The following is a 23273-nucleotide window of genomic DNA, read 5'->3' as shown; positions in this document are numbered from 1 at the left end:
GTCAGGACTTCCGCGCCATGGGGCGCGGGGCCGCAGTCGCGGCCCTATACCGGGTTCGGAGGTCGGAATTTTCCGAACCCGGTATCAGAACCCGGCTCAGGCCGGAACCGGCAGTTCGGCCGGCAGTTCGACCGGCCGGGCGGCGGGGCTGCCGACGGAGCGCAGGACCGCCTCCACCACCGCGTCCGGCTGGGGCGCGAAGGCCGCCTCCAGCGGGAAGCTCGACGCGGCCGGCGCGTCCGGGCCGGTGAGGCGCAGGACCGGCGCCCGGAGCTGGCCGAAGGCCTTCTCCGCGACGATGGCCGCGACCTCGGCTCCGATGCCGCAGAGGCGGCTCGCCTCATGGACGACCACCACGCGTCCGGTCTTGCGCGCCGAGCGCAGGATGGTCTCCTCGTCGAGCGGTTTCAGGCTGCGCAGGTCCACCACTTCCGCCTGGACGCCCCGCTCGGCCAGCCTTGTCGCGGCCTCCAGGCAGGTGCCGACCGACTTTGCGTAGGCGACGAGCGTGACGTCCGCCCCCTCGCGCCGCACGGCGGCCCTGCCCAGCGGAAGCACGGCGTCGCCCTCCTCCACCGGGCCGGGCGCGTAGCCGAGCGCCAGGTCGGTGAAGAACATCACCGGATTGTCGTCGCGGATCGCCGCCTTCAGCAGCCCCTTGGCGTCGGCCGGGGTGGAGGGCATGACGACCTTCAGGCCGGGGCTGTGCACGAACCAAGCCTCGACGTTGTGGTTGTGCTGGGCGCCGACACCCCAGCCGCCGCCGGTGCCCGCCAGCACCACCATGGGAAAGGCGAACTGGCCGCCGGACAGGTAGCGCAGCTTGCCGGCGCTGTTGACGATCTCGTCCATCGCGTAGCAGAGGAAGGGCGCGAAGAGCAGGTCGATCACCGGGCGCAGGCCGGTGGCCGCCGCCCCCGCCGCCGTGCCGGCGATGATCCCCTCGGCGAGCGGCGTGTTGCGCACGCGGGCGCCGCCGAACTCCGCGACCAGGTCCGGCCGCTTGGTGGCGACGCCCTCGCCGAACATCAGCACGGTTGCGTCGCGGCGCATCTCCTCCGCCAGGGCCGCGGAGATGGCGTCGTTCATTGTCATCTGGGGCATGGTCATGTCGGTCATGATGAGGCTCCGGTCAGGCGTAGACGTCGCTGGTGAGTTCGGCGGGATCGGGATGGGGGCTCGCTTCGGCGAAGGCGACCGCCTCCTCCATCGCCCGCTTCGCCGCGGCGTCGATGCGCGCCGCCGCGTCCGCCGCCAGGGTGCCCCGTTCCTCCAGCCGGCGCCGCAGCCCGGCGATGGGATCGCGCGCCCGCCAATGCGCCAGCTCGCCGGCATCGACATAGCCCTGGTCGTCCGGCTCGTAATGGCCGCGCAGCCGGTAAGTCAGCGTTTCCAGCAGGAAGGGTTTGCGCGTGCGGCGCACGGTCTCCACCGCGCGGACCGCCGCCGCGTGAACGGCCTCCACGTCGTTGCCGTCCACGGACTCGGCCGGGATGCCGTAGGGGGCGGCGTGGGCGGTGAAGCCCTCCCCCGTCATCGTCTCGCGCCGGTGCACGAAGGCCTGCCATTGGTTGTTCTCGCAGACATAGAGCACCGGCAGGTTCCACACCGCCGCGAGGTTCAGCGATTCATGGAACCGTCCCTGGCAGGCCGCACCATCGCCGAAGAAGCAGACGACGATGCCCTCGCCGCCGAGCATCGCCCGCGACAGGCCGACGCCGGTCGCGAGCGCCAGCTCCCCGCCGACGATGGTGGAGGTGAGCACGACGCCCAGCTCCTTGGCGGAGATGTGCAGCGAACCGCTCTTGCCCTTGCAGTAGCCGCCGCTCCGCCCCATCACCTCGGCCATCAGCCGGCCGGGGTCGGCGCCGCGCGCCAGCAGATGGCCGGCGCTGCGGTGGTTGGTCAGGATCAGGTCGTCGCCGGTCAGCGCCGAGACCACCCCGACGGCCGAGGCCTCCTGCCCGACCGAGGTGCAGGTGCCGGCGGCGCGCTGCTCCCCATGCAGCGCGACCAGTGTTTCCTCATAGGCGCGGATCAGCGTCATGCGCTCCAGCGCCCGGATGGGATCGAGAACCGTCATGTCCGATCTCCTCAGGCGGCGAGCGCGGCGGTGCCGAGCGCGTGGGCCAGCTTCTCGCGGTCCTTCGGGCGCAGGTGCGGCCGGATCATGGCGAGCAGGCCTTCGAAGGCCTCCGGCGGGGCGGCGCCGCGCACGGCCGACAGGAAGCCGGCGCGCTCGGCCGGGCTGGCGGCGGCGGCGATCCAGCGCGCGGTCAGCGCCTGCTCCTCGGGCGGCTGCGAGGCGACGATGCCCTGCTCGATCGCCGCCAGCTCCGCGTCCGTGTGGGTGCGCCAGAGAACGGCGTTGTTGTGGCTCTCCTCCACGCTCATGTGGACGAAGTTCTCGCCCACGAACAGCGCTAGCTTCTGGTAGAGCGCGTGGGCGGCGTCGGCGCGGGCGGCGCCCCGGCGGCTTTCCACGGCGGCGGCCAAGGCCTCCAGCTCCGTGAACATGTGGGCGTGCTCCGCATGGTCCCCCGCCGTATGGCCGGCCGAGCCGGGCTCGCGCGCTTCCATGGCGGTATGCACCCAGCCGTCCTCGTGCCGCAGATGCTCGTGGCAGAAGGCGAGCAGGCCGCGCGTCTGCGCCAGCGCCGCCGCCACGTCCGCCTCGTCGTCGCTGTCCATGGCGCCCACGGCGGACAGGCTGTCCATCATGAAGGCCCGCAGCCCCTTGTGAATCAGCCGGTACATGTCATAGCGCGCGGCGGTCGATTGCTCGGTCATCCTGGTTCCTCCCAAGCCGGTGAATGTTGGGCGGACCCTAGGCAGGCAATCGAAAAAGCGGGTGCTAAGCTTTGCCTCGCGAAATGCTAAATTCTTCGTAAGCGGAGCTTCAGGAGCGCCAGAGGTGGAGCGGGAGCGCTGTGCCTTAGCCCTTCGGCGTCTCCTCCAGCGCCAGTGGCCGCGTCACGCTGAAGCGGAAACGGCCACGGCCCGTCTTCTCGATGCGCAGGAAGTCGCAGCGTTCGGCCAGCCGGCGTTGCAGAAGGATCAGGCGGGCTTCCAGGTTCTCGGCGGCCTCGGGCAGGCGCAGCTCCGGGTCCAGCCGCAGTTCGCGGTTGGAGAAGTCGGTACGGCCCAGGCGGACATGGTCGCGCACCAGCTTCCAGAAGATGGCACCGGCCACGCCCTTGATCAGATAATCGTGGTCGATGAAGACGCTGTCGTCGCAGCCGTAATGGCGCACGACGGCCGGCGCGCCGCCCTGCGGTCCCGATACCGGGTCGGCCGCGTCCGCCTCTTCGGCCGGGGCGGGCGGCTGCTGGAAGGCCAGCATCCGCGTGCCGAGCTGGGCGGCGACGGTCGCCAGCGCGTCCTCGTCGTCGTAGCAGAAGCGCAGGTCCTCCGGGCTCTCGACGAAGAGCACGCCGAGCAGGCGCCGCTCGGCGAGGATCGGCACGGCCAGTTGGCTGCCCGGTTCCGGAAGGCCGGGAAAGGGGATTTCGGTGGACTCTCCGGCGCCGGCCCGGCTGGCGCGGCGCGCGCTGTCGCGGGCGGCACGGCCATACCGGTAGTCGCAGGTCATGTGGGTGATGCGGATGGGGGTGCGTTCGCGCGCCGCCGTGCCGATGACGCCATCGCCGAGCGCCACCTCCGACCCCACCCCGGATTTCGCGTAGCCGAGCGTCGCGACCGTGTAGAGGCGCCGGCCGCATTCGTCCAGCATCAGCACCATGGCGTGCCCGACCCCGAACAGGGCCTGGAGGTCGGCCAGCGCCTGGTCGAACAGCCCTTCCAGGTCGGTGCAGCCCGAGAGCGCCTCGCAGGCGCGGCGGGTTGCCGCCAGCAGGTTGCGCTTGCGGACTGGCGGCGGCAGCCGGAGCCCCGGCACCGGCTCGATCTCCAGCACGCGGTAGAGATCGGCGCCCAGCAGGCGGAACACCCCCTGCATGCCGACATGCGAGGCGATGCCCGCCAGCCGCGCCTTCATGCTCTCGAACAGCGGGCCGCTGGTCTCCGTGTGCAGGTAGCGCAGGCTCAGCCGGTATTGCGCCACCGTGTCCGGGTCCACCACCTGCACCGTGGCGTAGGGGTGCGCCAGGATGTTCCGGCGCGTCTTGTTGAAGAACTGGTAGGACAGCGCGATGTGGGCGCAGTCGACATAGTCGATCTGGGACAGAAGCGAAACGTTGGGCGTGCCGTCCTCCGCCACGGTCGCGATGGTGGCGGGGACGATCCCCTCCAGGCAGTTGCGGATGGAATCGACGGTGAGACCGCCGCCCGGCAGGGCCTCGCTTGCGGGGGCAGGGGCTCCGGTCATGGATCGAGCGGGTCCCCGGCCCTGGGACCCGGCGTCTGGTCGAAGATGCCCGTCGGCGTGAAGGTGACGGCGGCGACCTCGTCCGGGTCGGCCGCCAGAAGCGTCCGGGTGAAGGCTTCCGTGTAACCGATCCGCGTCAGTTCCCGCACGAATCCCGCGGCGTGGTGGTCCAGCAGCGTCTGCAACCCCTCTCCCGCCGGCGTGACGGCCGCGTCGCTGCCCTTGAGCTGGATCGAGCGGTGCGTCGTCGGCTCGGAGAAGGCGGCGGCGAAGCGGCCGGTCGCGGCGACGGCCTCCAGCAGGGCGGCGTTCGCGCCGGCGGACAGGAAGACCGTCACCGACCGCCGGTCGGCGGAAACGCGGCAGCCGACGGCGCGTCCCACGGTGGGGCCGCGGCCGGCGTCACCGGAGGACACGACGATGCTGATCCCGCCCTCGATGTAGGCGGCCAGCGCGTCGGTCAGCCGATGCGCCTGAAGGGTTTCAGCCATGCTCCGTTCCCGCCCTGGATCCCGTGCGTCCGCCCCTGGGCCGGCGCCGCTTTCATGACGTCGCATGATAGCGCGCGAGGGTTTCCTCGCCTACCGGTCGATGGAGGGGGCGGCGCATCCCGTGCCCCTCGAACGCTCCGATGGAAAAGGTGCGTTCGGTAAGGAGTGGTTACCTAACCTATCCAGAGCTATCCAGCGCAAAGGGCTTAGCCGTGGTCAATGGGAGTGGGTTTCTGCGGGATTAGCACCCCGGCGGAACCGGCCATGGGGGGTCCCGTTTTAAGGTCTCGGTTTTGACGCCACCCGTATGGCTTGCAACGAATTGCTAGTGTTGCTGATTGTTGGGTGGCGCCCACATCAGGAGAGGAAGACCATATGAGCTGGGCCGGCCCCTTCCAATTTGCCATTGGCAAGAATCGACATGGTAACAGCCAGCAGGACAGCCATTCGACCACAGCACGGACCGACCGATCTGTTCCAACCCTGATCTGCTTTTCGCACCTCCGCTGGAACTTCGTCTACCAGCGCCCCCAGCATTTGATGTCCCGATTTGCCAGGGATTACAACGTCCTCTTCCTCGAGGAGCCGATCCGCAACGACACGCCGGAGCCCTGGCTCGACATCCGTGACGACGAGGGCGTGCGCATCCTGGTCCCCCGGCTGCCGGCGAACCTGTCGGAGCGCGAGGCCGAGGAGGCCCAGCGCGCGCTGCTCGACGGTTACCTGGAGGAGGAGGCCATCAAGGACCCGATCCTCTGGTACTACACGCCGATGAGCCTGGGCTTCTCCAGCCATCTGCGCGGCTCGCTCACCGTCTACGACTGCATGGACGAGCTGTCGGCCTTCCATGGCGCGCCGCCGGAACTGATCGAGCGCGAGCGCCGCCTGCTGAACCGCGCCGACCTCGTCTTTACTGGCGGCGTCAGCCTCTACGAGGCCAAGCGCCCGCTGCACCCGAGCGTGCACGCCTTCCCCAGCAGCGTGGACATCGCCCATTTCGCCGAAGCCCGCTCCATGACGGAGGATCCCGAGGATCAGGCGGCCATCGCCCGGCCCCGGCTGGGCTTCTACGGCGTGATCGACGAGCGGCTCGACGTGGCCCTGATCGACGCGGTGGCCCAGGCGCGCCCGGACTGGCAGATCGTGCTGGTCGGGCCGGTCGTGAAGATCGACCCCGCCCTGCTGCCGAAGCACCCGAACATCCATTACCTCGGGCCGAAGGTCTACGACGAGCTTCCGCATTACCTGTCGGGCTGGGACGTCGCGCTGATGCCCTTCGCCCGCAACGAGGCGACCCGCTTCATCAGCCCGACCAAGACGCCCGAATATCTGGCCGCCGGCCGGCCGGTCGTCTCCACCTCCATCACCGACGTCGTGCGCACCTACGGGAACACCGGGGTCGTGCGCATCGCCGACAAGCCGGAGGACTTCGTCGCCGCCATCGAGGCCGCGCTGAAGGACGCCTCCGATCCGGAACGCCTGCGGGCGGCCGCGGACCATGTGCTCCGCGACATGTCCTGGGACAAGACGCAAGGCCGCATGAGGGACCTGATGGAAAAAACACGCAACCCGCGCGGCAGCGCGCCCGCCGCGCCGCTGCACCTGGTGACGTCGGATGCGGCACCCGCCGAGCGCGTGTCCGAGCGCGCCGCTCCCCAGCCGGTCCGCCTGCGCAGCGGCTTCGATTACCTGATCGTCGGCGCCGGCTTCGCGGGCAGCGTGCTCGCCGAGCGTCTGGCCAACGGGCTGAACAAGCGCGTGCTGGTCATCGACCGGCGCCCGCACATCGCCGGCAACGCCTACGATCATTACGACGACGCCGGCGTGCTGATCCACCGCTACGGGCCGCACATCTTCCACACCAACTCCCAGCAGGTCGCCGACTACCTGTCGCGCTTCACCAAGTGGCGCCCCTATGAGCATCGCGTCCTGGCGCGGGTGGACGAGCAGCTCGTGCCGATTCCGATCAACCTGACGACCATCAACACGCTCTACGGCCTGAACCTGACCCCCGACCAGGTCGAGGAGTTCCTGGCCTCCAAGGCGGAAGCGGTTCCGGAGATCCGCACCTCGGAGGACGTCGTCGTTAGCCGCGTCGGCCGTGAGCTGTACGAGAAGTTCTTCCGCGGCTACACCCGCAAGCAGTGGGGCCTCGACCCGTCCGAGCTGGACAAGTCGGTCACCTCGCGCGTGCCAACCCGGACCAACGACGACGACCGCTACTTCAACGACAGCTTCCAGGCCATGCCCCTGCACGGCTACACCCGGATGTTCGAGAACATGCTCGACCACCCGAACATCAAGGTCATGCTGAACACGGACTTCGAGGAGGTCCGCAACGAGGTGCAGTACGACAAGATCGTCTTCACCGGCCCGATCGACGAGTATTTCGGTCACCGCTTCGGCAAGCTGCCCTACCGCTCGCTGCGGTTCCACCACGAGACGGTGGACCAGGAGAATTTCCAGCCGGTCGCGGTCGTGAACTTCCCGCAGGAGGATGTGCCCTACACGCGCATCACCGAGTACAAGCACCTGACCGGCCAGCAGAACCCCAAGACCAGCGTGACCTACGAGTACCCCTCGGCCGAGGGCGACCCCTACTACCCGATCCCGCGCCCGGAGAACCAGGAACTGTTCCGCAAGTACCAGGCACTGGCCGACGCTACGCCGAACGTCATCTTCCTGGGACGGCTGGGCACCTACCGCTACTACAACATGGACCAGGTGGTGGCGCAGGCACTGGCGACCTACAGCCGGATCGCGCAGGAGGAGCAGCGCAGCGAGGCCATCGCCCAGGCCGCGCGCGAGCTGCGCGCGGTGGACACCGAGGCGCTGGCGCAGAAGGTGGCCGGGCTCGGGGACTGATACCCGAGGCCGCCCGGCTTCGCCTTCTCCTTCATCATCGACCTTGAGCGGCCGGCGCCCCATCACTGGTGGCGCCGGTTCCATGGAGGGCCTTGAATGCACGCACCGACGCTGTTCGACGGTTTTTTTCTCGGCGGGTTCGAATGCTCCACCCACCGCCGGCACGACGGCCGCCGGCTCGACCTGATCGCCGCGACCGGCCATGACCGGCACGCCGCCGCCGATTATGGGCGGATGAGGGCGAACGGCATCCGCACGGTCCGCGACGGGCTGCGCTGGCACCTGATCGAGACCACCCCCGGCCACTACGACTGGTCCAGCCTGCTGCCGATGGTCCGCGCCGCCCGCGAGGCCGGCGTGCAGGTCATCTGGGACCTCTGCCATTACGGCTGGCCCGACGACATCGACATCTGGCGCCCCGCCTTTGTCGAGCGCTTTGCCCGCTTCGCGGCGGCGGCGGCGGCGGTGCTGCGCGACGAAGGCGTCGAGACTCCCTTCTACTGCCCGGTCAACGAGATCTCCTACTGGGCCTGGGCCGGCGGCGACATGGCGCGCTTCAACCCCATGGCGCGCGGCCGGGGGATGGAGCTGAAGCACCAGCTCGTGCGCGCCTCCATCGCCGCCATCGACGCGATCCGCGCCGCGGATCCCCGCGCCCGCATCGTTCAGGTCGACCCGGTCATCAACGTGATGCCCCGCCCCGACCGCCGCAAGGACGCCGAGGCCGCCGAACAGGCGCGGCTCGCGCAGTTCGAGGCCTGGGACATGATCGGCGGCCATGCCTGGCCGGGGCTCGGCGGAAAGCCCGAGTATCTGGACATCATCGGGGTGAACTACTACTCCGACAACCAATGGTTCCTGCATGGCGGGACCATCGAGCGGACCCACCCGCAATACCGCCCCTTCGCCGACATCCTGGCCGAGACGCACCAGCGCTACGGCCGGCCCGTTCTGGTCGCCGAGACCGGGGCGGAGGGCGACGCGCGCGCCTCCTGGTTCGATTACGTGTGCGACCAGGTGCAGGCGGCGCTCCGCGCGGGCGTGCCGGTGGAGGGGATCTGCCTCTACCCGATCCTGGATTATCCGGGCTGGGCCAACGACCGCCACTGCGAGACCGGGCTGTACGGCCTGTGCGACGAGCAGGGCGGGCGCTGCCTCCACCAGCCGCTCGCCAACGCGCTGATGCGCCAGCAGGCCCGCTTCGGGACGGCGCGGGACGGGATCTTACGGGCCATCGCCTCCTGAGGCACCGGCCGTTCCCCCGTTCCCCGACACCCCGTTTGCGTAAAGGATCCGCGCTCATGACGTCCCGGCCCATCCCGAGCCGCCCGGTCAGCTTCCTGATGCGCTACATCCGGCTCCGGCCATGGCACTTCGGCTGGCTCTTCACCATCATCGTCTCGGCCGCCGGCTGCGCCGTCGGCGTGCAGTACGCCATGAAGCTGCTGATCGACGCCATGGCCGCCACCGACCGCCAGGCGGCGGACGTCTGGACACCGCTCGGCATCTTCCTCGGCCTGATCGCCGCAGAGAACGTGCTGTGGCGCCTGGGCGGCTGGCTCGGCGGCAGGACGGTGATCGCGACCGGCGTGGACATGCGGCTCGACCTGTTCGCGCATCTCACCGGTCATTCGATGCGCTATTTCTCGGCGCATCTCGCCGGCTCGCTCGGCAACCGCATCTCCGCCACCGCCACGGCGGCGCGCGAGATCTTCTCCTCGCTGACCTGGAACATCGTCCCGCCCTTCACCGACTTCATCGGCGCGGTGATCGTGCTGCTGACGATCGACTGGCGCATGGCCGTGGCGCTGGTCGTCTTCGTGCTGGTGGTCGCCGCCGCCATCGTCCATCTGGGCCTGCGCGGCCGGCCCGTGCACAGCGCCTTCGCCGAGCAGTCCGCCCGCACGAACGGCGAGCTGGTCGACGTCGTCTCCAACGTGTGGACCGTCAAGGCCTTCTCCGCCCGCGGGCGCGAGCGCGACCGGCTGGCCGGGGAGTTCGCGGTGGAGTCGCGCGCGCAGATGCGCAGCTGGATGCATCTGGAGAAAACCCGCGTCGTCCACGACGCCTGCCTGTGGGTCATGGCCGGCTCCATGCTGCTGTGGGCCCTGATGCTGTGGAAGGGAGGGCAGATCACCACCGGCGACGTGGTCATCGTCAGCGCCCTCACCTTCCGCATCCTGCACGGCTCCCGCGACCTCGCCTTCGCGCTGGTCAGCGCCACGCAGCAGTTCAGCGCCATCGCCGACAGCCTGCGGGTGATCGCTCAGCCGCACGACGTGCGCGACCCGCTTCCCGCCCTGCCGGCCATGGCGGGCGGCGGGCGGATCGAGTTCGACGACGTAACCTACCGCTATCCCGAGGGCCGCAAGGTGTTCGAACGTTTCACCCTGCACATCCCCGCCGGGCAGAAGGTGGGGTTCGTCGGCCCGTCGGGTGCCGGAAAATCGACGCTGATCAGCCTGATTCAGAGGTTGGACGACGTGCAGGGCGGGCGCATCCTGATCGACGGGCAGCCGATCACCGGGCTGGCGCAGGACGACCTGCGCGCGAAGATCGGCGTCGTTCCCCAGGACATCGCCCTGTTCCACCGGCCGATCCTGGAGAACATCCGCTACGGCCGGCCCGACGCCACCGACGAGGAGGTCTATGCCGCCGCCCGCCACGCCTTCTGCGACGACTTCATCCGGCAGCTTCCGGAGGGCTACGGCACCATGGTCGGCGAGCGCGGCGTTCGGTTGTCCGGTGGCCAGCGCCAGCGGCTCGGCATCGCCCGCGCCTTCCTGAAGGACGCGCCCATCCTGATTCTGGACGAGGCCACCTCGGCGCTCGACACCCAGTCCGAGATGGAGATCCAGACGGCCCTGACGAATCTCACCCGGGGCCGGACCGTGCTCGCTGTCGCCCACCGGCTCTCCACCGTGTCGGCCTTCGACCGCATCGTGGTGCTGGTGGACGGCCGCATCGCCGAGGACGGCAAGCCCGCCGAGTTGCGGCGGCGCGGCGGCGTGTTCAACTCGCTCTGGCAGCTCCAGGCGGAGGGCTTCGCCGCCGAGTAGCGGCCGGCTTCGGGCGACCGGAACGGAAAAGGCCCGGCGGTGCGGTGCACAGCCGGGCCTTTTCTTCTTGGCCGCCCTTGCGGGCGGCCGGGTGAAGGACTCTCGGACTCAGGAGCCTTAGGCGATCTCGCCTTCGAAGAGAGCCGGCTTGATGGCGTTCATCTTCGCGTTATCGACGGTCCAGTCATCCTTCATGATGCCGCCGGTGTCGCCCGAACCGGGGCTCCAGGCCCAGTAGGTCCAGTTGACGCCCTGCTCGCCCGCGGCGAGGTCGGACTTGCCGTCGAGGTTGTAGTCGCCGTCCATGTACTGGATCAGCTCGGGCATCCACTTCTTGTCGATGTCCGTCTCCATCTTGGAGCCGAACTCGCCAACCAGGACCGGCGCCTTGTCGTCCTGGATGAGGTGGCCCCACATCTGGTTCCACTTCTCCGGCATGTTGTTCGGGAAGTTCGGATCCTTGAACCAGTCCATCATGTGCAGCGACGGGCCGTAGTCGTGGACCGAATAGACCAGCTTGTTGTCGACGTTGAACTCGATCGGCCGCTCCTTGGCGCCCTCGAGGTTGCCGCCCCACCAGTACCAGTTGCCCTCATGGATCTCGACGCCCTCGACGACCAGCAGCCAGTTCGGGTTGACGGACTGGATGGCGTTGCCGATGCGCTCGGCGGCGGCGGCCCAGTCGGTGGCCTGGTTGCCGTCGCCCCAGGTGGCCTGGCCGTGCGGCTCGTTGTGCAGGTCGGCGGCGACGACCGACGGGTTGTCGGCGTAGCGCTCGGCCAGCATCTTCCAGTTCTCGATCATCTTCGATTCCGGATACTGGTCGGTGTACCAGAGGCCGTTCTCGTTGGCCGAGGCACCGTCACCGGAACGATGGTGGTCGAGCATGATCTTCATGCCGGACTTGTCGGCGTACTCGATGATCTTGTCGAACACCTCGAGGCTGGTCTTGCCGCGCAGGTCGGGGTTCTTCGAGTAGTCGATGCCGGTCGGCATGCGGCCGTTGTCCAGCATGGCGTCGGAGAAGGGCAGCCGGATGGTGTTGAAGCCCAACTCCTTCATCTTGTCCATGTGGTTCTGGTAGCTGTCCATCCACAGGCCCTGCGGGGCGAAGGCGAAGCCTTCGGCGCCGAACCAGTTGACGCCGGTCAGCTTGACGTTCTGGCCCGAGCTGTCGACGATCTGGTTGCCTTCGGTGTGCAGGTAACCCTCGGCGATCGGGGCCGCGGCGGCAGGCTTCTCGGCCGTCGGAGCGGTCGGGGCCGGCTTCGTGACGGGCGTGGCCGGGGCCGCGGGGCTGTCCGTGCCGGACTTGTCCGCGTTCGGGTCCACGACCAGCGTGCCGGTCCACTTCATGTCGGACTGGCCGTCGATCACGTCCTTGCCGTCCAGCGCGCCGCGGTCGTAGCTGACGATGTCGTCGGACGGCTTGACGTCCTTGCCGTCGATCTCGACCGCGTTGATCTTCAGGTTGCGGTCCTGACCGTCGATGACGGCGTCGTTGTCGTACTGGATCTGGACCTTGTGGGCATCACCCTCGGTCAGGGCGGCCTTGAAGGAGAAGTCCTTGGCCTCGGTAGTGACGGTCGCGTCGCCGATCTTCTTGCCGTCCACCAGCACGTTGAAGTGCGCGTTCACGCCATCGGCGGCGGTACCCTGCGCGTTCACCGTGATGGTCGAGGCACCGGCGCCCTGGGCCGGAGCGGCCGGAGCAGCCGGGGCCGCCGTCGCCGGGGTCTGGGCGGTGCCGCCGTACAGGGAGGCGGGGGTCGAGAAGGTCAGCGCGCCGTTCCACCACATGCCCTCGCCGCCGGCCGTCTTGTCGCCGGTGGCGCCGTCGTCATGGCGCTCGTAGGTGGCCTCGGTGGGCTGCATCGTCTTGCCGTTCACGACGACCGACTTCACGAGGAGGTCGCGGCTCTGGCTGTTGACGTCGTCGTTGTCGTAGACGACCTGAATCTTGTGGTCTTGGTTCGAGGCGAGATCGGCGGTGAAGGTGTAGGCCTTCGTGCTCGAGCTCACCGTCGCTTCACCGGCAGACTTGCCGTCGATAAGCAGACGGAAGTGGGGGGAAACGCCATCAGCAGCTTGGCCAGAGGCATTCACGATGATCGTGGACTTGGTCGAGCTCGTGGTGGTCGTAGCCATTAAAAACATCCCGTTTGTTTCGATGGCCCAACCGTGGCGGATTATGGTTAACCAAAGATTACCAGAATTAAGCCCCGATCCGGAAAGCTGTGGCAAAATTGAGAGCCTACAAAGCTCGGTTTGCCTGGCGTAGATCTGCAACATCGTGGCCTAAAGGTCCCGATTTGATGCCCAGTATTCGGAATCTGTTCAACACGAAGGACTATACCCTAAGGTCATAGGCTGGCCTTCTGTACGTTGGTATCCTTGGGCGGATGCCAAGCTATGTTGTAGAACCTGGCGCTGCCGGCCTGCGGCCCTGTTGCAACAGGCTTCACGGCGCCGGGCGGGTCCTCGGCCGCGCGGAAACCGCCGGAAAATTTTTTGCCCGGACGCGAAAAGGCCGGGCGAATGCCCGGTCCTTCCGTTTTTGCCCGCCCGGCACCCCACCGCGAGGGGCGGCAGGGCGGGAAAAGGCCGGCGCGTCAGCCCGTGGTCTCGGCCGTCAGGCGGCCAATGCCCTCGTTTCCGGCCATCCGCCGGGCGCGCATCGGCTTCAGGACGAAGATCGCCATCAGCGCGGCCACGGCGTTGACGGCCGCGGCGAAATAGAACACGGCCTGCCAGCTGCCGGTGGAGGCGACGATCAGGTTTCCGAAGGGGACGACGAGCGAGGCGGTGCCCTTCGCGGTGTAGAGCAGGCCGGCGTTGGTGGCTGCGTACTTCGATCCGAAGGTGTCGCCGCAGCAGGCCGGGAACAGGCTGTAGATCTCGCCCCAGGCGAAGAAGACCAGACCGGTCAGGATGACGAAGGCGACGGGATGGTGCCCGTAGTGGTTCAGCGCCAGGATGCCGACGCATTCGATGGCGAAGGCGATGAACATCGTGTTCTCGCGGCCGATCTGGTCGGACACCCAGCCGAAGAAGGGACGGGTCAGGCCGTTCAGCACGCGGTCGATGGAGAGCGCGAAGGTCAGGGCCGGAAGCGTAAGGCCGAGGATGCTGACCGGGACGCCGTCGAGCTGGAAATCCTTGGCGATCGGGCCGAGCTGTGCCGTGGCCATCAGGCCGCCGGCGGCGACCATCACGAACATCAGGTACATGACCCAGAAGGTCGGGGACCGCAGCATCTCGCCCGGCGTGGCGCTCTGGCGGCTCTGCGCGACCTTGGTGCCGGTGGATGCCGGCACCAGGTCGGGGTGCGGGTGGACCAGCAGCCAGGCCAGGACGAACACCACCAGCCCCTGGCCGATGCCGAAGGTCAGGAAGGTCGCCTCGTAGCCGGAGGACTGGATCATGTTGGCGATCGGCACGACCGTGAGGGCGGAGCCCGCGCCGAAGCCGGCGGCGGTCAGCCCGGCGGCGAGGCCGCGGCGGTCCGGGAACCATTTCAGCGCGTTGCCGACGCAGGTGCCGTAGACGCCGCCGGCGCCGATGCCGCCCAGCACGGCGCCGAGATAGAGCATGGCGAGCGAGTCGGCCATGGAGTTGACGACCCAGGCCAGCGCGCAGAGCACGCCGCCGATCAGCACGACGATGCGCGGGCCGAACCGGTCGACGAACCAGCCCTCGACCGGGACCAGCCAAGTCTCCATCACGACGAAGATGGTGAAGGCGATCTGGATCGAGGCCCGGCCCCAGTGGTGCGTCTGGTCGATCGGCTCGACGAACAGCGTCCAGCCATATTGAAGGTTGGCGATCATCGACATGCAGATGACGCCGATCAGAAGCTGGAGCCAACGTCCGCCGGGGGGCCCCTTCCGGACTCCGTGGGCTTCCTGATGCCCTTGTCCCTGAACCATCCTGTTTCCTTCGCTGGAGTGCGTGTGTCGAGAGTGGCCGGAGCATCGGGCGCGGTTCCGCCGCGCCACGGCATTCGGCGGCGGCGCCGGCGGCCCGGAATGTTCCGGCTGGAACAGTTTGCCTTTCCAACGGAACGCTACGTTCGTGGCTTTTGGTATGCAAGATATCAGATGCCACATTACACATTATTCATGTGGGCCGTCCGGCCTTCCTCGGCGCGGCTGTTCCATGCGACAATCGGACGGTTTTTCGTGACCGGGCTTTCAGGCCCGGACCTTCAGGGATCGAGGACGTCGGACATGGATGGCGGAAAGACGGGGCTTCCCACGGTGACGCCGGAGGCGCTGCGGCGCCGGGGCCGGGCTTCGGTCAAGCCGCGCATCGCGCCGATCGCCCGCCCGCCATCCCTCACCGAGGTGGCGGCCGACCGCCTGCGCACCCTGATCATCGAGGGCGAGCTGCCGTTCGGCCGGTCCCTGTCCGAGCAGCAGCTCGCCGCCCTGCTGCGCGTCAGCAAGACCCCGGTGCGCGAGGCGTTGGCGCAGCTCAAGGCCGAGGGGCTCGTCCTCATCCAGCCGCACAAGGGTACCTTCGTCTTCACGCCCGATCTGGACGAGGTGACGCCGCTCTGCGAGCACTGGGCGACCCTGGCCTCCTCGGCCCTGCGCTTCGCCATGGACCGCGAGCCGGAGGAACTGGCGGCCTCGATCACGGAGGCCCTGGCGGCCTTGCAGGCCGCCCGCGAGGCGGGCGACGCGCGCGGGGCCATCCGCGCCGAGATGGAGGCCTACGCCGCTCCCTTCCGCCACTGTTCCAATCCGTACCTCGTGGAGGCGCAACGCCTGATCGCCTCCCGGATCATGGCCATGCGCATGCATGCCGGGCGGTCCGACGATTCCCTGGACGCGGTGTACCGCCAAGTGGAGGAATTCGCGGCCGAGGTGCGCTCTGGCGCGGCCGAGGCGGCGGTCGAGCGGTTGAACGCCCGCATCGGGCGCGTCGCCGCCCTGCTGAAGGCGGTGCTGCTGACGGCAGCGTCGCGGGACGAGGCCGGCGAGGGCCGGACGGTCGGGACCACGAACGTGGCCTTCCTGATGAGCGTCCTCCAGGGCGAGCAGTTGCTGGCCCTCGCGCAGGACGTCTGCGCCTTCATGATTTAGATCGGCATGATCCGGGTTGTCATGGTCCGGGCAGGGAGGCCGGGCTGGATCATTCCCCGCAGGCGTCGCGGTAGGCTTCCAGCGCGGTGAGCAGATCCTTCGGGATGGGAAGCGACACGAAATCCTCGAGCGAGGTCGCCACGACCGTCAGCGCGCCGGACAGGCGGATCTCGCCGGCGACATCGGCGGTGATCCGCAGATGGATCGAGCTGCGGCCGATGCGTTCCACCACGACGCTGAAGGTCAGGGTCTCGCCCATGCGGCTCGGCACGATGAAGTCGCATTCCGCGTGCACGACCGGCAGCCCCAGCCGCCGTTCCAGGATCAGCGTCGCGTAGTTCAGCCCGAGGCCGTGTGTGAACCAGTCCTCGATCACCGCGTTGAACATGTCGAAATAGACGGGGAAATAGACGATGCCCGCCGGATCCGTGTGGGAGAAGCGGATCACCCGCTGCATCCGGAAGGCGCGCGCCGGGGGAAGCCTGTGCTGACGCCGATGCTCCACGGTTCCCTTCCCCTGCCAAGCGGACTCGGACATCCCGGCCACTCCAAACTGTTCGACACTGGATATATCAGATTAGCACGGCTTCGATGGTTTCGAAGCACGACTATGGTCCCTATGCCGCAATGCGAAAAGCGCGTGGCTGGAAGCGGCGCCAGGGGCTTGGCCGGCGGCTGGTCTTGAACGGCCGGACGGCTGCGGCGCAATCCCAGCCTGGCCGGCGAGGCACGTCCGGCGGAATTGGCCGAGGCCGCCTGGAAAAGCGGTTGGCGGGCCTCGTTGGCCGCGCTCGGGAAGTATGGCGAGGCGGAAGCCGCCAAGGCCGTTCCCGCCGGCTGCCCCTACACGGTCGAACAGCTGCTGGATCTCGACTGCTGGCCGGAGGACGGGGCACCCCGTCGTCCAGCCTGATCATCGGGCCTGATCGCCCCTCGCACGTCCGGAAGGGCGACGATCTCCGCCTGGAGATGTTGGAAGCGGTGAAACACCCACACCGCAGTCGGCAAGACCGCATCCAGAAGGAGGAGATCCGACCATGGCAGGCGATGAGAGCAAGCGCGGGGACATTCCCACCGGCCAGCCCGTCGGGGCGACGGGCACGTCCGCCGCGCGCGACATCCCGGAGCGCGAGGTGCCGGTCAGCGACGAGGACCGGGCGCGCGGCGTGACCTCGCAGCGCGAGGTGAACATCGTCGGCCCGGACAAGGCGGCGCGGGAGTCCGCCGTTCTGGGGTCGGGCATCGGTACGGGCGCCGGCAGCTCCAGCCAGATGGGCGCGCACGGCTCCGGCTCCACCAGCAACGTTCCGGGCGGGCAGCCGCTGGTCGAGCCGGACGGGGTGGTCGGCGGCATGCAGGGCCTGGGCGTCGGCGGCGCCGGCCCGACGGACTCGCCCATCGGCGAGGCGCGCGTCGGCGAGGCCGGCGTGCGTGGCGGCGGAGCCCGCGACGAGCGGACCGCGCAGGGCGAGCGCGGCACCGCCACGGACGTCGGCGGCGCCATGTCCGACTATCAGAAGAAGCGGGGCTGACGGGGCGCGGTCCGGCCGTGCGGAATTCTCCCCTCCGGTGGGAGACATGGGGCGGATCCGATCCCATATGGGTGGGTCTGTTTCCGTGTCTTCCCGGTGGGGGCGTGCCGACGGCCGCGCACGCCCGTGCCGAGACCGCAATCAAGGACTGAACCATGACGACGCCATCCGAAACCGCGCGGATGTCCTCCACGGGCTTCGATCTCACCCCCCCGCCGCCGGACGTTCGCGAGCGGCTGGAATCCGCCCTCACCGCCGAGGAGCGGGACGTGCTGCTCCGGCACGGCACCGAGGCGCCCTTCTGCGGGGGGCTGCTCAACAACAAGGAACCCGGCGTCTATTGCTGCAAGATGTGCGACCTGCCGCTCTTCAAGGCGGAGGAGAAGTTCGAATCCGGTACCGGTTGGCCGAGCTTCACCGCCCCCTTCGACAAGGAGCATGTGCGGCTGGTCAAGGACACGAGCTACGGCATGGTCCGCGTGGAGATCCTCTGCGCGCGCTGCGGCAGCCACCAGGGCCATGTCTTCCCGGACGGCCCGCCCCCGACGGGCATGCGCTTCTGCATCAATTCGATCTCGCTGCGCTTCGTGCCGGAGGGCGAGGAGCCGACCCGTTCGCTGGACGGCGCCGCCGACGCCGCCTTCTGACCTGATGGCCTGATCCCATGATGGAGACGGCCGGTGCGGGCGGGGGCAGGCGCGGCATCGTGCGCGCCCCCGATCTCGACCGCCCCGGCATCGTCTGGCTCAACGCGCCGGGGCCGCTGTCCCTGAGGGGAGCGCTGGCCGGCAAGCTGGTTCTGCTCGATTTCTGGACCCTCGGCTGCGTCAACTGCCTGCACGCCCTGCCCGCCCTGCGCCGGGTGGAGGAAGCCTTCCCGGAGGAGGTCGTGGTGGTGGGCGTGCATTCGCCGAAATTCGCGGCGGAGCGCGACCCGGCCAGCGCCGCCGCGGCCATTGCCCGCCTGGGCATCCGGCATCCGGTCGCCCACGATCCCGGCCTGGCGCTCTGGAACCAGTACGGCATCCGCGCCTGGCCGACCCTCACGCTGGTGTCGCCGGACGGCTATGTCGTGGACCAGGGTTCGGGCGAACCGGACGCGGACCGGCTGCGCGACGGCGTGGCGGCGGCGCTGGACCGTTACCGGCGGGAAGGCAAGATCCAGCCCGGATCGCTCGGCCTGCCGGAACCGGCGGCGGCCGGGGGAAGCCTGCGCTTTCCCGGCAAGCTGAAGCCGCTGCCCGGCCCCGGGAAGCGCTGGCTCCTCGCGGACTCCGGGCACCATCAGATCGTCCTGCTCGACGACGATGGCCGTGAACGCGCCCGCTACGGCAGCGGTGCCCCCGGCTTCGCCGATGGACTGCCCGCGGATGCCCGGTTCGCCGCGCCGCAGGGGCTAATCGCCGATGCTCACGCCATCTACGTCGCCGACACCGGCAACCACGCCATCCGCCGCATCGACCGGGCCACCGGCGCCGTGACAACACTGGCCGGCACCGGCGGGCGCGGCCGGGTGCTGCGCGGTTCCGGCGAGGGCCGGGAGACGGCGCTCGCCTCCCCCTGGGACCTGGAACTGTCGGGGGACCGGCTGTTCTTCGCCAACGCTGGAACGCACCAGATCGGCGTGCTGGACCTGCGGGATGGCACGGTGTGTCCCCTGGCGGGCAGCGGGGCGGAGGGGCTGCACGATGCCGGACCGCAGGAGGCCGCCTTCGCCCAGCCCAGCGGCCTCGCCCTGTCCCGTGACGGCCGGACGCTCTTCGTCGCCGATCCTGAAAGCTCCGCCATCCGAGCTGTGGATGCGGCGACAGGGGCGGTGAGGACGTTGGTGGGCGGCGGGCTGTTCGAATTCGGCCATGTGAACGGCCCGCTCGATCTGGCGCGGCTTCAACATCCCCTGGGCGTCGCCCTGTGGGACGACCGGCGCCTCCTCGTCGCCGACAGCTACAATGGCGCCGTGCGCGTGCTCGACCTGGAGCGGCGCACCCTTTCCGATCTGGAGGACCGCCCCTTCACCTGCGCCGACCCGCTCTGCCTGCCGCTGGGCGAGCCCGCCGGCATTCAGCCGGACGGGCCGGACCGGCTGCTGCTGTCCGACACGAACAACCACCGGATCGTCGAATACCGGATCGCGGAGCGCACCAGCCGGACTTGGTCAGGCTGAACGGGGGCAGGCTGAACGGGGCCGGCTGAACAGGGACCGGCCGCAGCAGTGGCCGGCCCCCGTTGCGGCCGTCAGAACCAGACGCGCAGGCCCGCCAGGAAGGACAGGCTGCTCGCGTCCTCGCCGTGGGCGCGGGCCATCTCGGCCGTTTCGCCGAGTTTCCGCTCCCAGCTCACCCCGACATAGGGCGCGAACTCCCGTGCCACCTCGTAGCGGAGCCGCAGGCCGAGTTCGACGTCGTTCACGCCCCGGCCCGCGTGCAGTTCCCGCACGCGCTGAGCCGACGCGTTCACCTCGATCCTGGGCTGGAGGACGAGGCGCTGGGTGATCAGCAGGTCCTGTTCGGCCTCCAGCCGGGCGCTGAGGTCGCCGTCCTCGCTGAGAAAGGCCAGGGCGGTGACGTCGAGGAAATAGGGCGCCATCCCCTCGAACCCGGCGACGGCGTAGGTCGTCTGCGGCAGCGGCCGGACGTCGTGCCGGACGCCGATCTGGGCATCCCAGAACTCCGAGACCATGCGGCTGTAGAGGAGCTGGAACTCCGCCTCCTCCACCGGCCCGTCCACCGGCTTTTCGCCCTCCGCACGGAAGCGGAGCTTGTGGGTGTCGCCGCCGATCCAGCCCTCGGCTTCCCAGTCCAGGCTGTTCTCTCCGTCCTTCCAGCGGTGCTCGAACCGCTCGACGGACAGGGTGGCCAGGATCGGCGGCTCCTCATGGAAGGCCTCCGCGCCGTGCTGAGAGGTGCCATGCGGATCCGCAGCCATGGCCGCGCCGGTCGAAAGCGCCAGCGCGCCGGCGATGAGCGTGGCGCGTGCCGCCGGGATCATCCCCTTCAAGTGCCGTCTCATGCGCCGTTCCCCCGCCGGAGCTGGGCCGTGCGCGGCTCGACGATGAAGCGCGTCATCATGCCGGAAGCCATGTGATAGAGAAGGTGGCAGTGGAAGGGCCATTCGCCCGCCTCGCTCGCGGTCAGCACGACTGAACTGGTCTGGCCCGGCGGAACGAGCACGACGTGCTTCTTCGGCAGCCGTCCCTTCTGGCCGTTCTCCATCTCCACGAACATGCCGTGCAGGTGCATGGGGTGGGCCATCATGGTCTCGTTCACGTAGCGGATGCGGATGCGGTCGCCCTGGGCCACCCGGATCGGTTCGCCCTCGCCGAACTTCCGCCCGTTCAGGGTCCAGATGTAGCGGGACATCATGCCGTTCAGCCGCAGCTCGAGCTCATGGGAGGGCTCGCGGGAATCCTCGGTCGGGGTGAAGGACTTCAGGTCCGCATAAGCGAGCGCCCTGGCGCCCGGCGGTGTGCCCGCGTCCGCCCAGCCGGCGGCGTGACCGGCACGCTTTTCCGCGCCATGGTCCATGCCGGCCATGGCGCCATGCTCCATCGAACCATGATCCATCGCGCCGTGGTCCATGGAGTCATGCCCCATGCTTCCATGGTCCTTCCCGCCATGGTCCATTCCTCCGTGATCCATTCCCCCATGCGCCATTCCCCCATGCGCCATTCCCATGTCGGCCATGGTCAGCACGGTGCGCGGGCGTCGCTCGGGTAGGTCGCCCTGCATGCCCTCGCGCGGGGCGAGCGTGGCGCGGGCGAAGCCGGAGCGGTCGATGGGCTCGGCGAAGAGGGTGAAGGCCTTGTCCTCGCGCGGCAGCACGACGACGTCGTAGGTCTCGCCCACCCCGAAGCGGAATTCGTCCGCCCGCACCGGCACGACGTTCTGCCCGTCGGCCGCGACCACGGTCATGGGCAGGCCCGGAATGCGGACGTCGAAGATCGTCATGGCCGAAGCGTTGATGATCCGCAGCCGCACCCGCTCGCCGGGGGTGAAGAGGCCGGTCCAGTTGTCCTGCGGCCCCTTGCCGTTGACCAGGAATTGGTAGCCGGTCACGTCGGCGAGGTCGGTCGCCTCCATCCGCATTTCGCCCCAGTCGAGCCGGTCGCCGACCGTGGCCTGGAGCCCGTCGCGGCGGGCGTCGCGGAAGAAGTCCAGCAGCGTGCGCTTGCCGTTGTTGTAGTAGCCCTCGCTGATCTTCAGCTTGCGCAGGACCGCTTCCGGGTCCTCCGCCGTGTGGTCGGAGAGCAGGAGGACATAATCCCGGTCAGCCCGCACGGGGTCGCGGCCGGCGGGCTCGATCACGATGGCGCCGTACATGCCCTCCTGCTCCTGAGAGGCGGAGTGGCTGTGGTACCAGTAGGTGCCCGCCTGGCGGAGCTGGAAGCGGTAGGTGTAGGTCTGTCCGGGCCGGATCGGCTCGTAGCCGTTGAAGCCCGGCGCGCCGTCCATCACCCCCGGCAACAGCAGCCCGTGCCAGTGGATGGAGGTCGGCTCGTCCAGGCGGTTGGTGACGCGGACGACCACCTCCTCCCCCTCGCGCCAGCGCAGCGTGGGGGCGGGAATGGAGCCGCCGATGGCGATGCCCCGGCCCGGCACGCCGTCGATGGCGATGCGGGTCCGCTCCACCGCCAGATCCAGCGTCCGGTCGGAGGAGGCGAAGCTGCGGCGCCCCGGATAGGCGGTCACCACGCCGGCGAGCCCCGCCATCCCGGCGAGCCGCAGCGCGTCGCGCCGGGAGAGGCCGTGCGATTGGTTGGTCATGCCTTCCCCCCTCAGCGCTGGACGGCGAGCTTGCCGACCATGCCGGATTCGTAATGGCCGGGCATGTTGCAGGCGAATTCGAGCGCCGTGGCCTTGGTGAAGGTCCAGGTCAGCTCCCCGGTCCGGCCGGGTTCGACCAGCACGCTGTTGGCGTGGTCGTGCTTCATGGAATGGTTCATTCCCGGCATCTTGGAATGGTCCATGTTCATCATCTTGTGGTTGATGCCGCTCTCCGTCAGCATGCCGTGTTCCACCATCATGGCCATCTGCTCCTGGTGTTCGGCGTGCATCGCGGCGGTGCCGAGATTGAACTCGTGCAGGAACTGGCCGCTGTTCTTCACGACGAAGCGGACCGTCTCCCCGGCCTTCACCTGGATGGTTTCCGGCTCGAAGAAATTGTCTCCCATGGTGACCTGGATGGTGCGCTTGGCGGCGGAGGCTTTCGCCGGCTTGCCCACGGCGTCGGTGCCGTGGGAATGGCCGGCGGCACCCTGGGCGGCCAGGGCCGGCGGCGCGATCAGGCCGGCGGCGGCGATCAGGGCGGCGAAAAGCGTGCGGTTCGAAGGCATGGGGATGCTCCTCCTCCACGGCATCGGGGATGCCGGGCAGGGTTGCGGCTCGCGGCTGTGGCGGGCCGGACGTGACTGGGGAAAAAAGGCCGGCGGCCGGACGACGAGGGTCCGGCTCTTCCGGGAAAGGCCTCAGGCGGCGCGGGGCGGGCGTCTCGGCGGCGACAGGGCGCGCCCGTGGCGCGCCGATTCCGTGAAGGCCGGCAGGACGGCCTCCGTCCAGGACACCGGCGTCATCTCGGCCCGCGCGGGCTCCAGCGCCACGGCGCCGCAGGCCATCAGGCAGCAGCCCGCATGGCCCTTGTGGGAAGCATGGCCGCCATCGGAGCCGCCGCCAGGGGCGCCGTGATCGCGAGCGCCATGGGAATGCGCGTCACCGGAGTGGGAGGCTTGCCCATGGGCGCCATGCCCATGCAGGCCGTTCCCATGCTCCGCATGCGTGGCGCAGTGCGGGGAAACGGCCCCATCGAGCGGCGCCGCCGTCGCGGCGGGCATGGCGAAGGCTCCCCAGCCGAGGAGGAGTCCGAACAACACAAACGCCAGCAAGCGTGCGATGCGCATCCGTGCCCTTGGTGCC

At 69.1% G+C, this 23273-nt stretch carries 20 protein-coding genes; 8 read left to right on the top strand and 12 right to left on the bottom strand.

Features of this window, described 5'->3' with window-relative positions; all coding sequences use genetic code 11:
* Positions 1–96 precede the first annotated feature (96 nt).
* The 5 genes from JUB11_RS24335 to JUB11_RS24315 all read right to left on the bottom strand — a co-directional run bounded on the left by JUB11_RS24335 (position 97) and on the right by JUB11_RS24315 (position 4818).
* Positions 97–1119, bottom strand: a complete 1023-nt coding sequence (locus JUB11_RS24335; RefSeq protein WP_247887293.1) for a transketolase C-terminal domain-containing protein — start codon at positions 1117–1119, stop codon at positions 97–99.
* Positions 1120–1132: 13 nt separating this feature from the next.
* Positions 1133–2083, bottom strand: coding sequence for a thiamine pyrophosphate-dependent dehydrogenase E1 component subunit alpha (locus JUB11_RS24330; RefSeq protein ID WP_207461377.1), 951 nt, complete (start codon positions 2081–2083; stop codon positions 1133–1135).
* 11 nt (positions 2084–2094) lie between these two features.
* Positions 2095–2790, bottom strand: a complete 696-nt coding sequence (locus tag JUB11_RS24325; protein ID WP_207461376.1) for a hemerythrin domain-containing protein — start codon at positions 2788–2790, stop codon at positions 2095–2097.
* A 145-nt stretch (positions 2791–2935) separates the two neighbouring features.
* On the bottom strand, positions 2936–4327 hold the full coding sequence (locus JUB11_RS24320; RefSeq protein ID WP_207461375.1) for a GAF domain-containing protein: 1392 nt from the start codon (positions 4325–4327) through the stop codon (positions 2936–2938).
* Positions 4324–4818 (bottom strand): hypothetical protein, encoded by a 495-nt coding sequence (locus JUB11_RS24315; protein ID WP_207461374.1) that lies wholly within the window; start codon positions 4816–4818, stop codon positions 4324–4326. The genes JUB11_RS24320 and JUB11_RS24315 overlap by 4 nt, the downstream gene beginning before the upstream one ends.
* 540 nt (positions 4819–5358) lie before the next feature.
* Here JUB11_RS24315 and glf point away from each other — a divergent pair.
* The 3 genes from glf (at position 5359) to JUB11_RS24300 (ending at position 10742) form a co-directional block, all read left to right on the top strand.
* Positions 5359–7683 (top strand): UDP-galactopyranose mutase, encoded by a 2325-nt coding sequence (glf, locus tag JUB11_RS24310; protein WP_207461373.1) that lies wholly within the window; start codon positions 5359–5361, stop codon positions 7681–7683.
* A gap of 96 nt (positions 7684–7779) precedes the next feature.
* On the top strand, positions 7780–8928 hold the full coding sequence (locus JUB11_RS24305) for a beta-glucosidase (RefSeq protein WP_207461372.1): 1149 nt from the start codon (positions 7780–7782) through the stop codon (positions 8926–8928).
* A 56-nt stretch (positions 8929–8984) separates the two neighbouring features.
* The gene (locus JUB11_RS24300) at positions 8985–10742 is read left to right on the top strand and encodes an ABC transporter ATP-binding protein (RefSeq protein ID WP_207461371.1); all 1758 of its coding nucleotides are present in this window, start codon (positions 8985–8987) and stop codon (positions 10740–10742) included.
* Positions 10743–10859: 117 nt separating this feature from the next.
* On the opposite strand, the gene JUB11_RS24295 is transcribed toward JUB11_RS24300, so the two are convergent.
* Together JUB11_RS24295 and oxlT are read right to left on the bottom strand one after the other, a co-directional pair.
* Positions 10860–12890 (bottom strand): carbohydrate-binding domain-containing protein, encoded by a 2031-nt coding sequence (locus JUB11_RS24295; RefSeq protein WP_207461370.1) that lies wholly within the window; start codon positions 12888–12890, stop codon positions 10860–10862.
* Positions 12891–13354: 464 nt separating this feature from the next.
* Positions 13355–14671: an oxalate/formate MFS antiporter gene (gene oxlT, locus JUB11_RS24290; RefSeq protein WP_207461369.1), complete on the bottom strand. Its 1317-nt coding sequence runs from the start codon at positions 14669–14671 to the stop codon at positions 13355–13357.
* Between the two features lie 300 nt (positions 14672–14971).
* On the opposite strand from oxlT, the gene JUB11_RS24285 reads away from it, so the two are divergent.
* Entirely contained in the window at positions 14972–15832 is an 861-nt protein-coding gene (locus tag JUB11_RS24285) for a GntR family transcriptional regulator (RefSeq protein ID WP_207461368.1), read from the top strand.
* Between the two features lie 49 nt (positions 15833–15881).
* Here JUB11_RS24285 and JUB11_RS24280 read toward each other — a convergent pair whose 3' ends face one another.
* Positions 15882–16370, bottom strand: coding sequence for a thioesterase family protein (locus tag JUB11_RS24280; protein WP_247887292.1), 489 nt, complete (start codon positions 16368–16370; stop codon positions 15882–15884).
* Between the two features lie 243 nt (positions 16371–16613).
* Here JUB11_RS24280 and JUB11_RS32945 point away from each other — a divergent pair, with 243 nt between their 5' ends.
* The 4 genes from JUB11_RS32945 (at position 16614) to JUB11_RS24265 (ending at position 19528) form a co-directional block, all read left to right on the top strand.
* Positions 16614–16745 carry a DUF29 domain-containing protein gene (locus JUB11_RS32945; RefSeq protein WP_247887291.1) on the top strand — a complete coding sequence of 44 codons (132 nt, stop codon included), beginning with the start codon at positions 16614–16616 and terminating at the stop codon, positions 16743–16745.
* A 124-nt stretch (positions 16746–16869) separates the two neighbouring features.
* Entirely contained in the window at positions 16870–17364 is a 495-nt protein-coding gene (locus tag JUB11_RS24275) for a hypothetical protein (RefSeq protein WP_207461367.1), read from the top strand.
* 155 nt (positions 17365–17519) lie between these two features.
* Positions 17520–18011 (top strand): peptide-methionine (R)-S-oxide reductase MsrB, encoded by a 492-nt coding sequence (msrB, locus tag JUB11_RS24270; protein WP_207461366.1) that lies wholly within the window; start codon positions 17520–17522, stop codon positions 18009–18011.
* A gap of 17 nt (positions 18012–18028) precedes the next feature.
* A complete protein-coding gene (locus JUB11_RS24265) occupies positions 18029–19528 on the top strand; it encodes a thioredoxin-like domain-containing protein (protein ID WP_247887290.1) in 1500 nt (499 codons plus the stop codon).
* Between the two features lie 71 nt (positions 19529–19599).
* Here JUB11_RS24265 and JUB11_RS24260 read toward each other — a convergent pair whose 3' ends face one another.
* The 4 genes from JUB11_RS24260 to JUB11_RS24245 form a co-directional block, all read right to left on the bottom strand.
* On the bottom strand, positions 19600–20373 hold the full coding sequence (locus JUB11_RS24260) for a copper resistance protein B (protein WP_207461365.1): 774 nt from the start codon (positions 20371–20373) through the stop codon (positions 19600–19602).
* Positions 20370–22127, bottom strand: coding sequence for a copper resistance system multicopper oxidase (locus JUB11_RS24255; RefSeq protein WP_207461364.1), 1758 nt, complete (start codon positions 22125–22127; stop codon positions 20370–20372). Before JUB11_RS24255 ends, JUB11_RS24260 begins: the two co-directional genes overlap by 4 nt.
* Before the next feature lie 11 nt (positions 22128–22138).
* Positions 22139–22696 carry a cupredoxin domain-containing protein gene (locus JUB11_RS24250; protein WP_207461363.1) on the bottom strand — a complete coding sequence of 186 codons (558 nt, stop codon included), beginning with the start codon at positions 22694–22696 and terminating at the stop codon, positions 22139–22141.
* Positions 22697–22828: 132 nt separating this feature from the next.
* Positions 22829–23191 carry a hypothetical protein gene (locus JUB11_RS24245; protein ID WP_207461362.1) on the bottom strand — a complete coding sequence of 121 codons (363 nt, stop codon included), beginning with the start codon at positions 23189–23191 and terminating at the stop codon, positions 22829–22831.
* Positions 23192–23273 lie beyond the last annotated feature (82 nt).

The sequence above is a fragment of the Azospirillum sp. SYSU D00513 genome (assembly GCF_017356015.1).
Classification (GTDB): Bacteria; Pseudomonadota; Alphaproteobacteria; order Azospirillales; family Azospirillaceae; genus Azospirillum.
The sequence above is the reverse complement of the archived record's forward strand: the minus strand, read 5'-3'. Positions and strand labels throughout refer to the sequence as shown.

What these genes read in the sequence shown, in the direction of transcription:
- JUB11_RS24335 (WP_247887293.1), bottom strand. Translation starts at nt 1,119, where the DNA reads ATGACCGACATGACCATGCCCCAGATGACAATGAACGACGCCATCTCC.
- JUB11_RS24330 (WP_207461377.1), bottom strand. Translation starts at nt 2,083, where the DNA reads ATGACGGTTCTCGATCCCATCCGGGCGCTGGAGCGCATGACGCTGATC.
- JUB11_RS24325 (WP_207461376.1), bottom strand. Translation starts at nt 2,790, where the DNA reads ATGACCGAGCAATCGACCGCCGCGCGCTATGACATGTACCGGCTGATT.
- JUB11_RS24320 (WP_207461375.1), bottom strand. Translation starts at nt 4,327, where the DNA reads ATGACCGGAGCCCCTGCCCCCGCAAGCGAGGCCCTGCCGGGCGGCGGT.
- JUB11_RS24315 (WP_207461374.1), bottom strand. Translation starts at nt 4,818, where the DNA reads ATGGCTGAAACCCTTCAGGCGCATCGGCTGACCGACGCGCTGGCCGCC.
- glf (WP_207461373.1), top strand. Translation starts at nt 5,359, where the DNA reads ATGTCCCGATTTGCCAGGGATTACAACGTCCTCTTCCTCGAGGAGCCG.
- JUB11_RS24305 (WP_207461372.1), top strand. Translation starts at nt 7,780, where the DNA reads ATGCACGCACCGACGCTGTTCGACGGTTTTTTTCTCGGCGGGTTCGAA.
- JUB11_RS24300 (WP_207461371.1), top strand. Translation starts at nt 8,985, where the DNA reads ATGACGTCCCGGCCCATCCCGAGCCGCCCGGTCAGCTTCCTGATGCGC.
- JUB11_RS24295 (WP_207461370.1), bottom strand. Translation starts at nt 12,890, where the DNA reads ATGGCTACGACCACCACGAGCTCGACCAAGTCCACGATCATCGTGAAT.
- oxlT (WP_207461369.1), bottom strand. Translation starts at nt 14,671, where the DNA reads ATGGTTCAGGGACAAGGGCATCAGGAAGCCCACGGAGTCCGGAAGGGG.
- JUB11_RS24285 (WP_207461368.1), top strand. Translation starts at nt 14,972, where the DNA reads ATGGATGGCGGAAAGACGGGGCTTCCCACGGTGACGCCGGAGGCGCTG.
- JUB11_RS24280 (WP_247887292.1), bottom strand. Translation starts at nt 16,370, where the DNA reads ATGTCCGAGTCCGCTTGGCAGGGGAAGGGAACCGTGGAGCATCGGCGT.
- JUB11_RS24275 (WP_207461367.1), top strand. Translation starts at nt 16,870, where the DNA reads ATGGCAGGCGATGAGAGCAAGCGCGGGGACATTCCCACCGGCCAGCCC.
- msrB (WP_207461366.1), top strand. Translation starts at nt 17,520, where the DNA reads ATGACGACGCCATCCGAAACCGCGCGGATGTCCTCCACGGGCTTCGAT.
- JUB11_RS24265 (WP_247887290.1), top strand. Translation starts at nt 18,029, where the DNA reads ATGATGGAGACGGCCGGTGCGGGCGGGGGCAGGCGCGGCATCGTGCGC.
- JUB11_RS24260 (WP_207461365.1), bottom strand. Translation starts at nt 20,373, where the DNA reads ATGAGACGGCACTTGAAGGGGATGATCCCGGCGGCACGCGCCACGCTC.
- JUB11_RS24255 (WP_207461364.1), bottom strand. Translation starts at nt 22,127, where the DNA reads ATGACCAACCAATCGCACGGCCTCTCCCGGCGCGACGCGCTGCGGCTC.
- JUB11_RS24250 (WP_207461363.1), bottom strand. Translation starts at nt 22,696, where the DNA reads ATGCCTTCGAACCGCACGCTTTTCGCCGCCCTGATCGCCGCCGCCGGC.
- JUB11_RS24245 (WP_207461362.1), bottom strand. Translation starts at nt 23,191, where the DNA reads ATGCCCGCCGCGACGGCGGCGCCGCTCGATGGGGCCGTTTCCCCGCAC.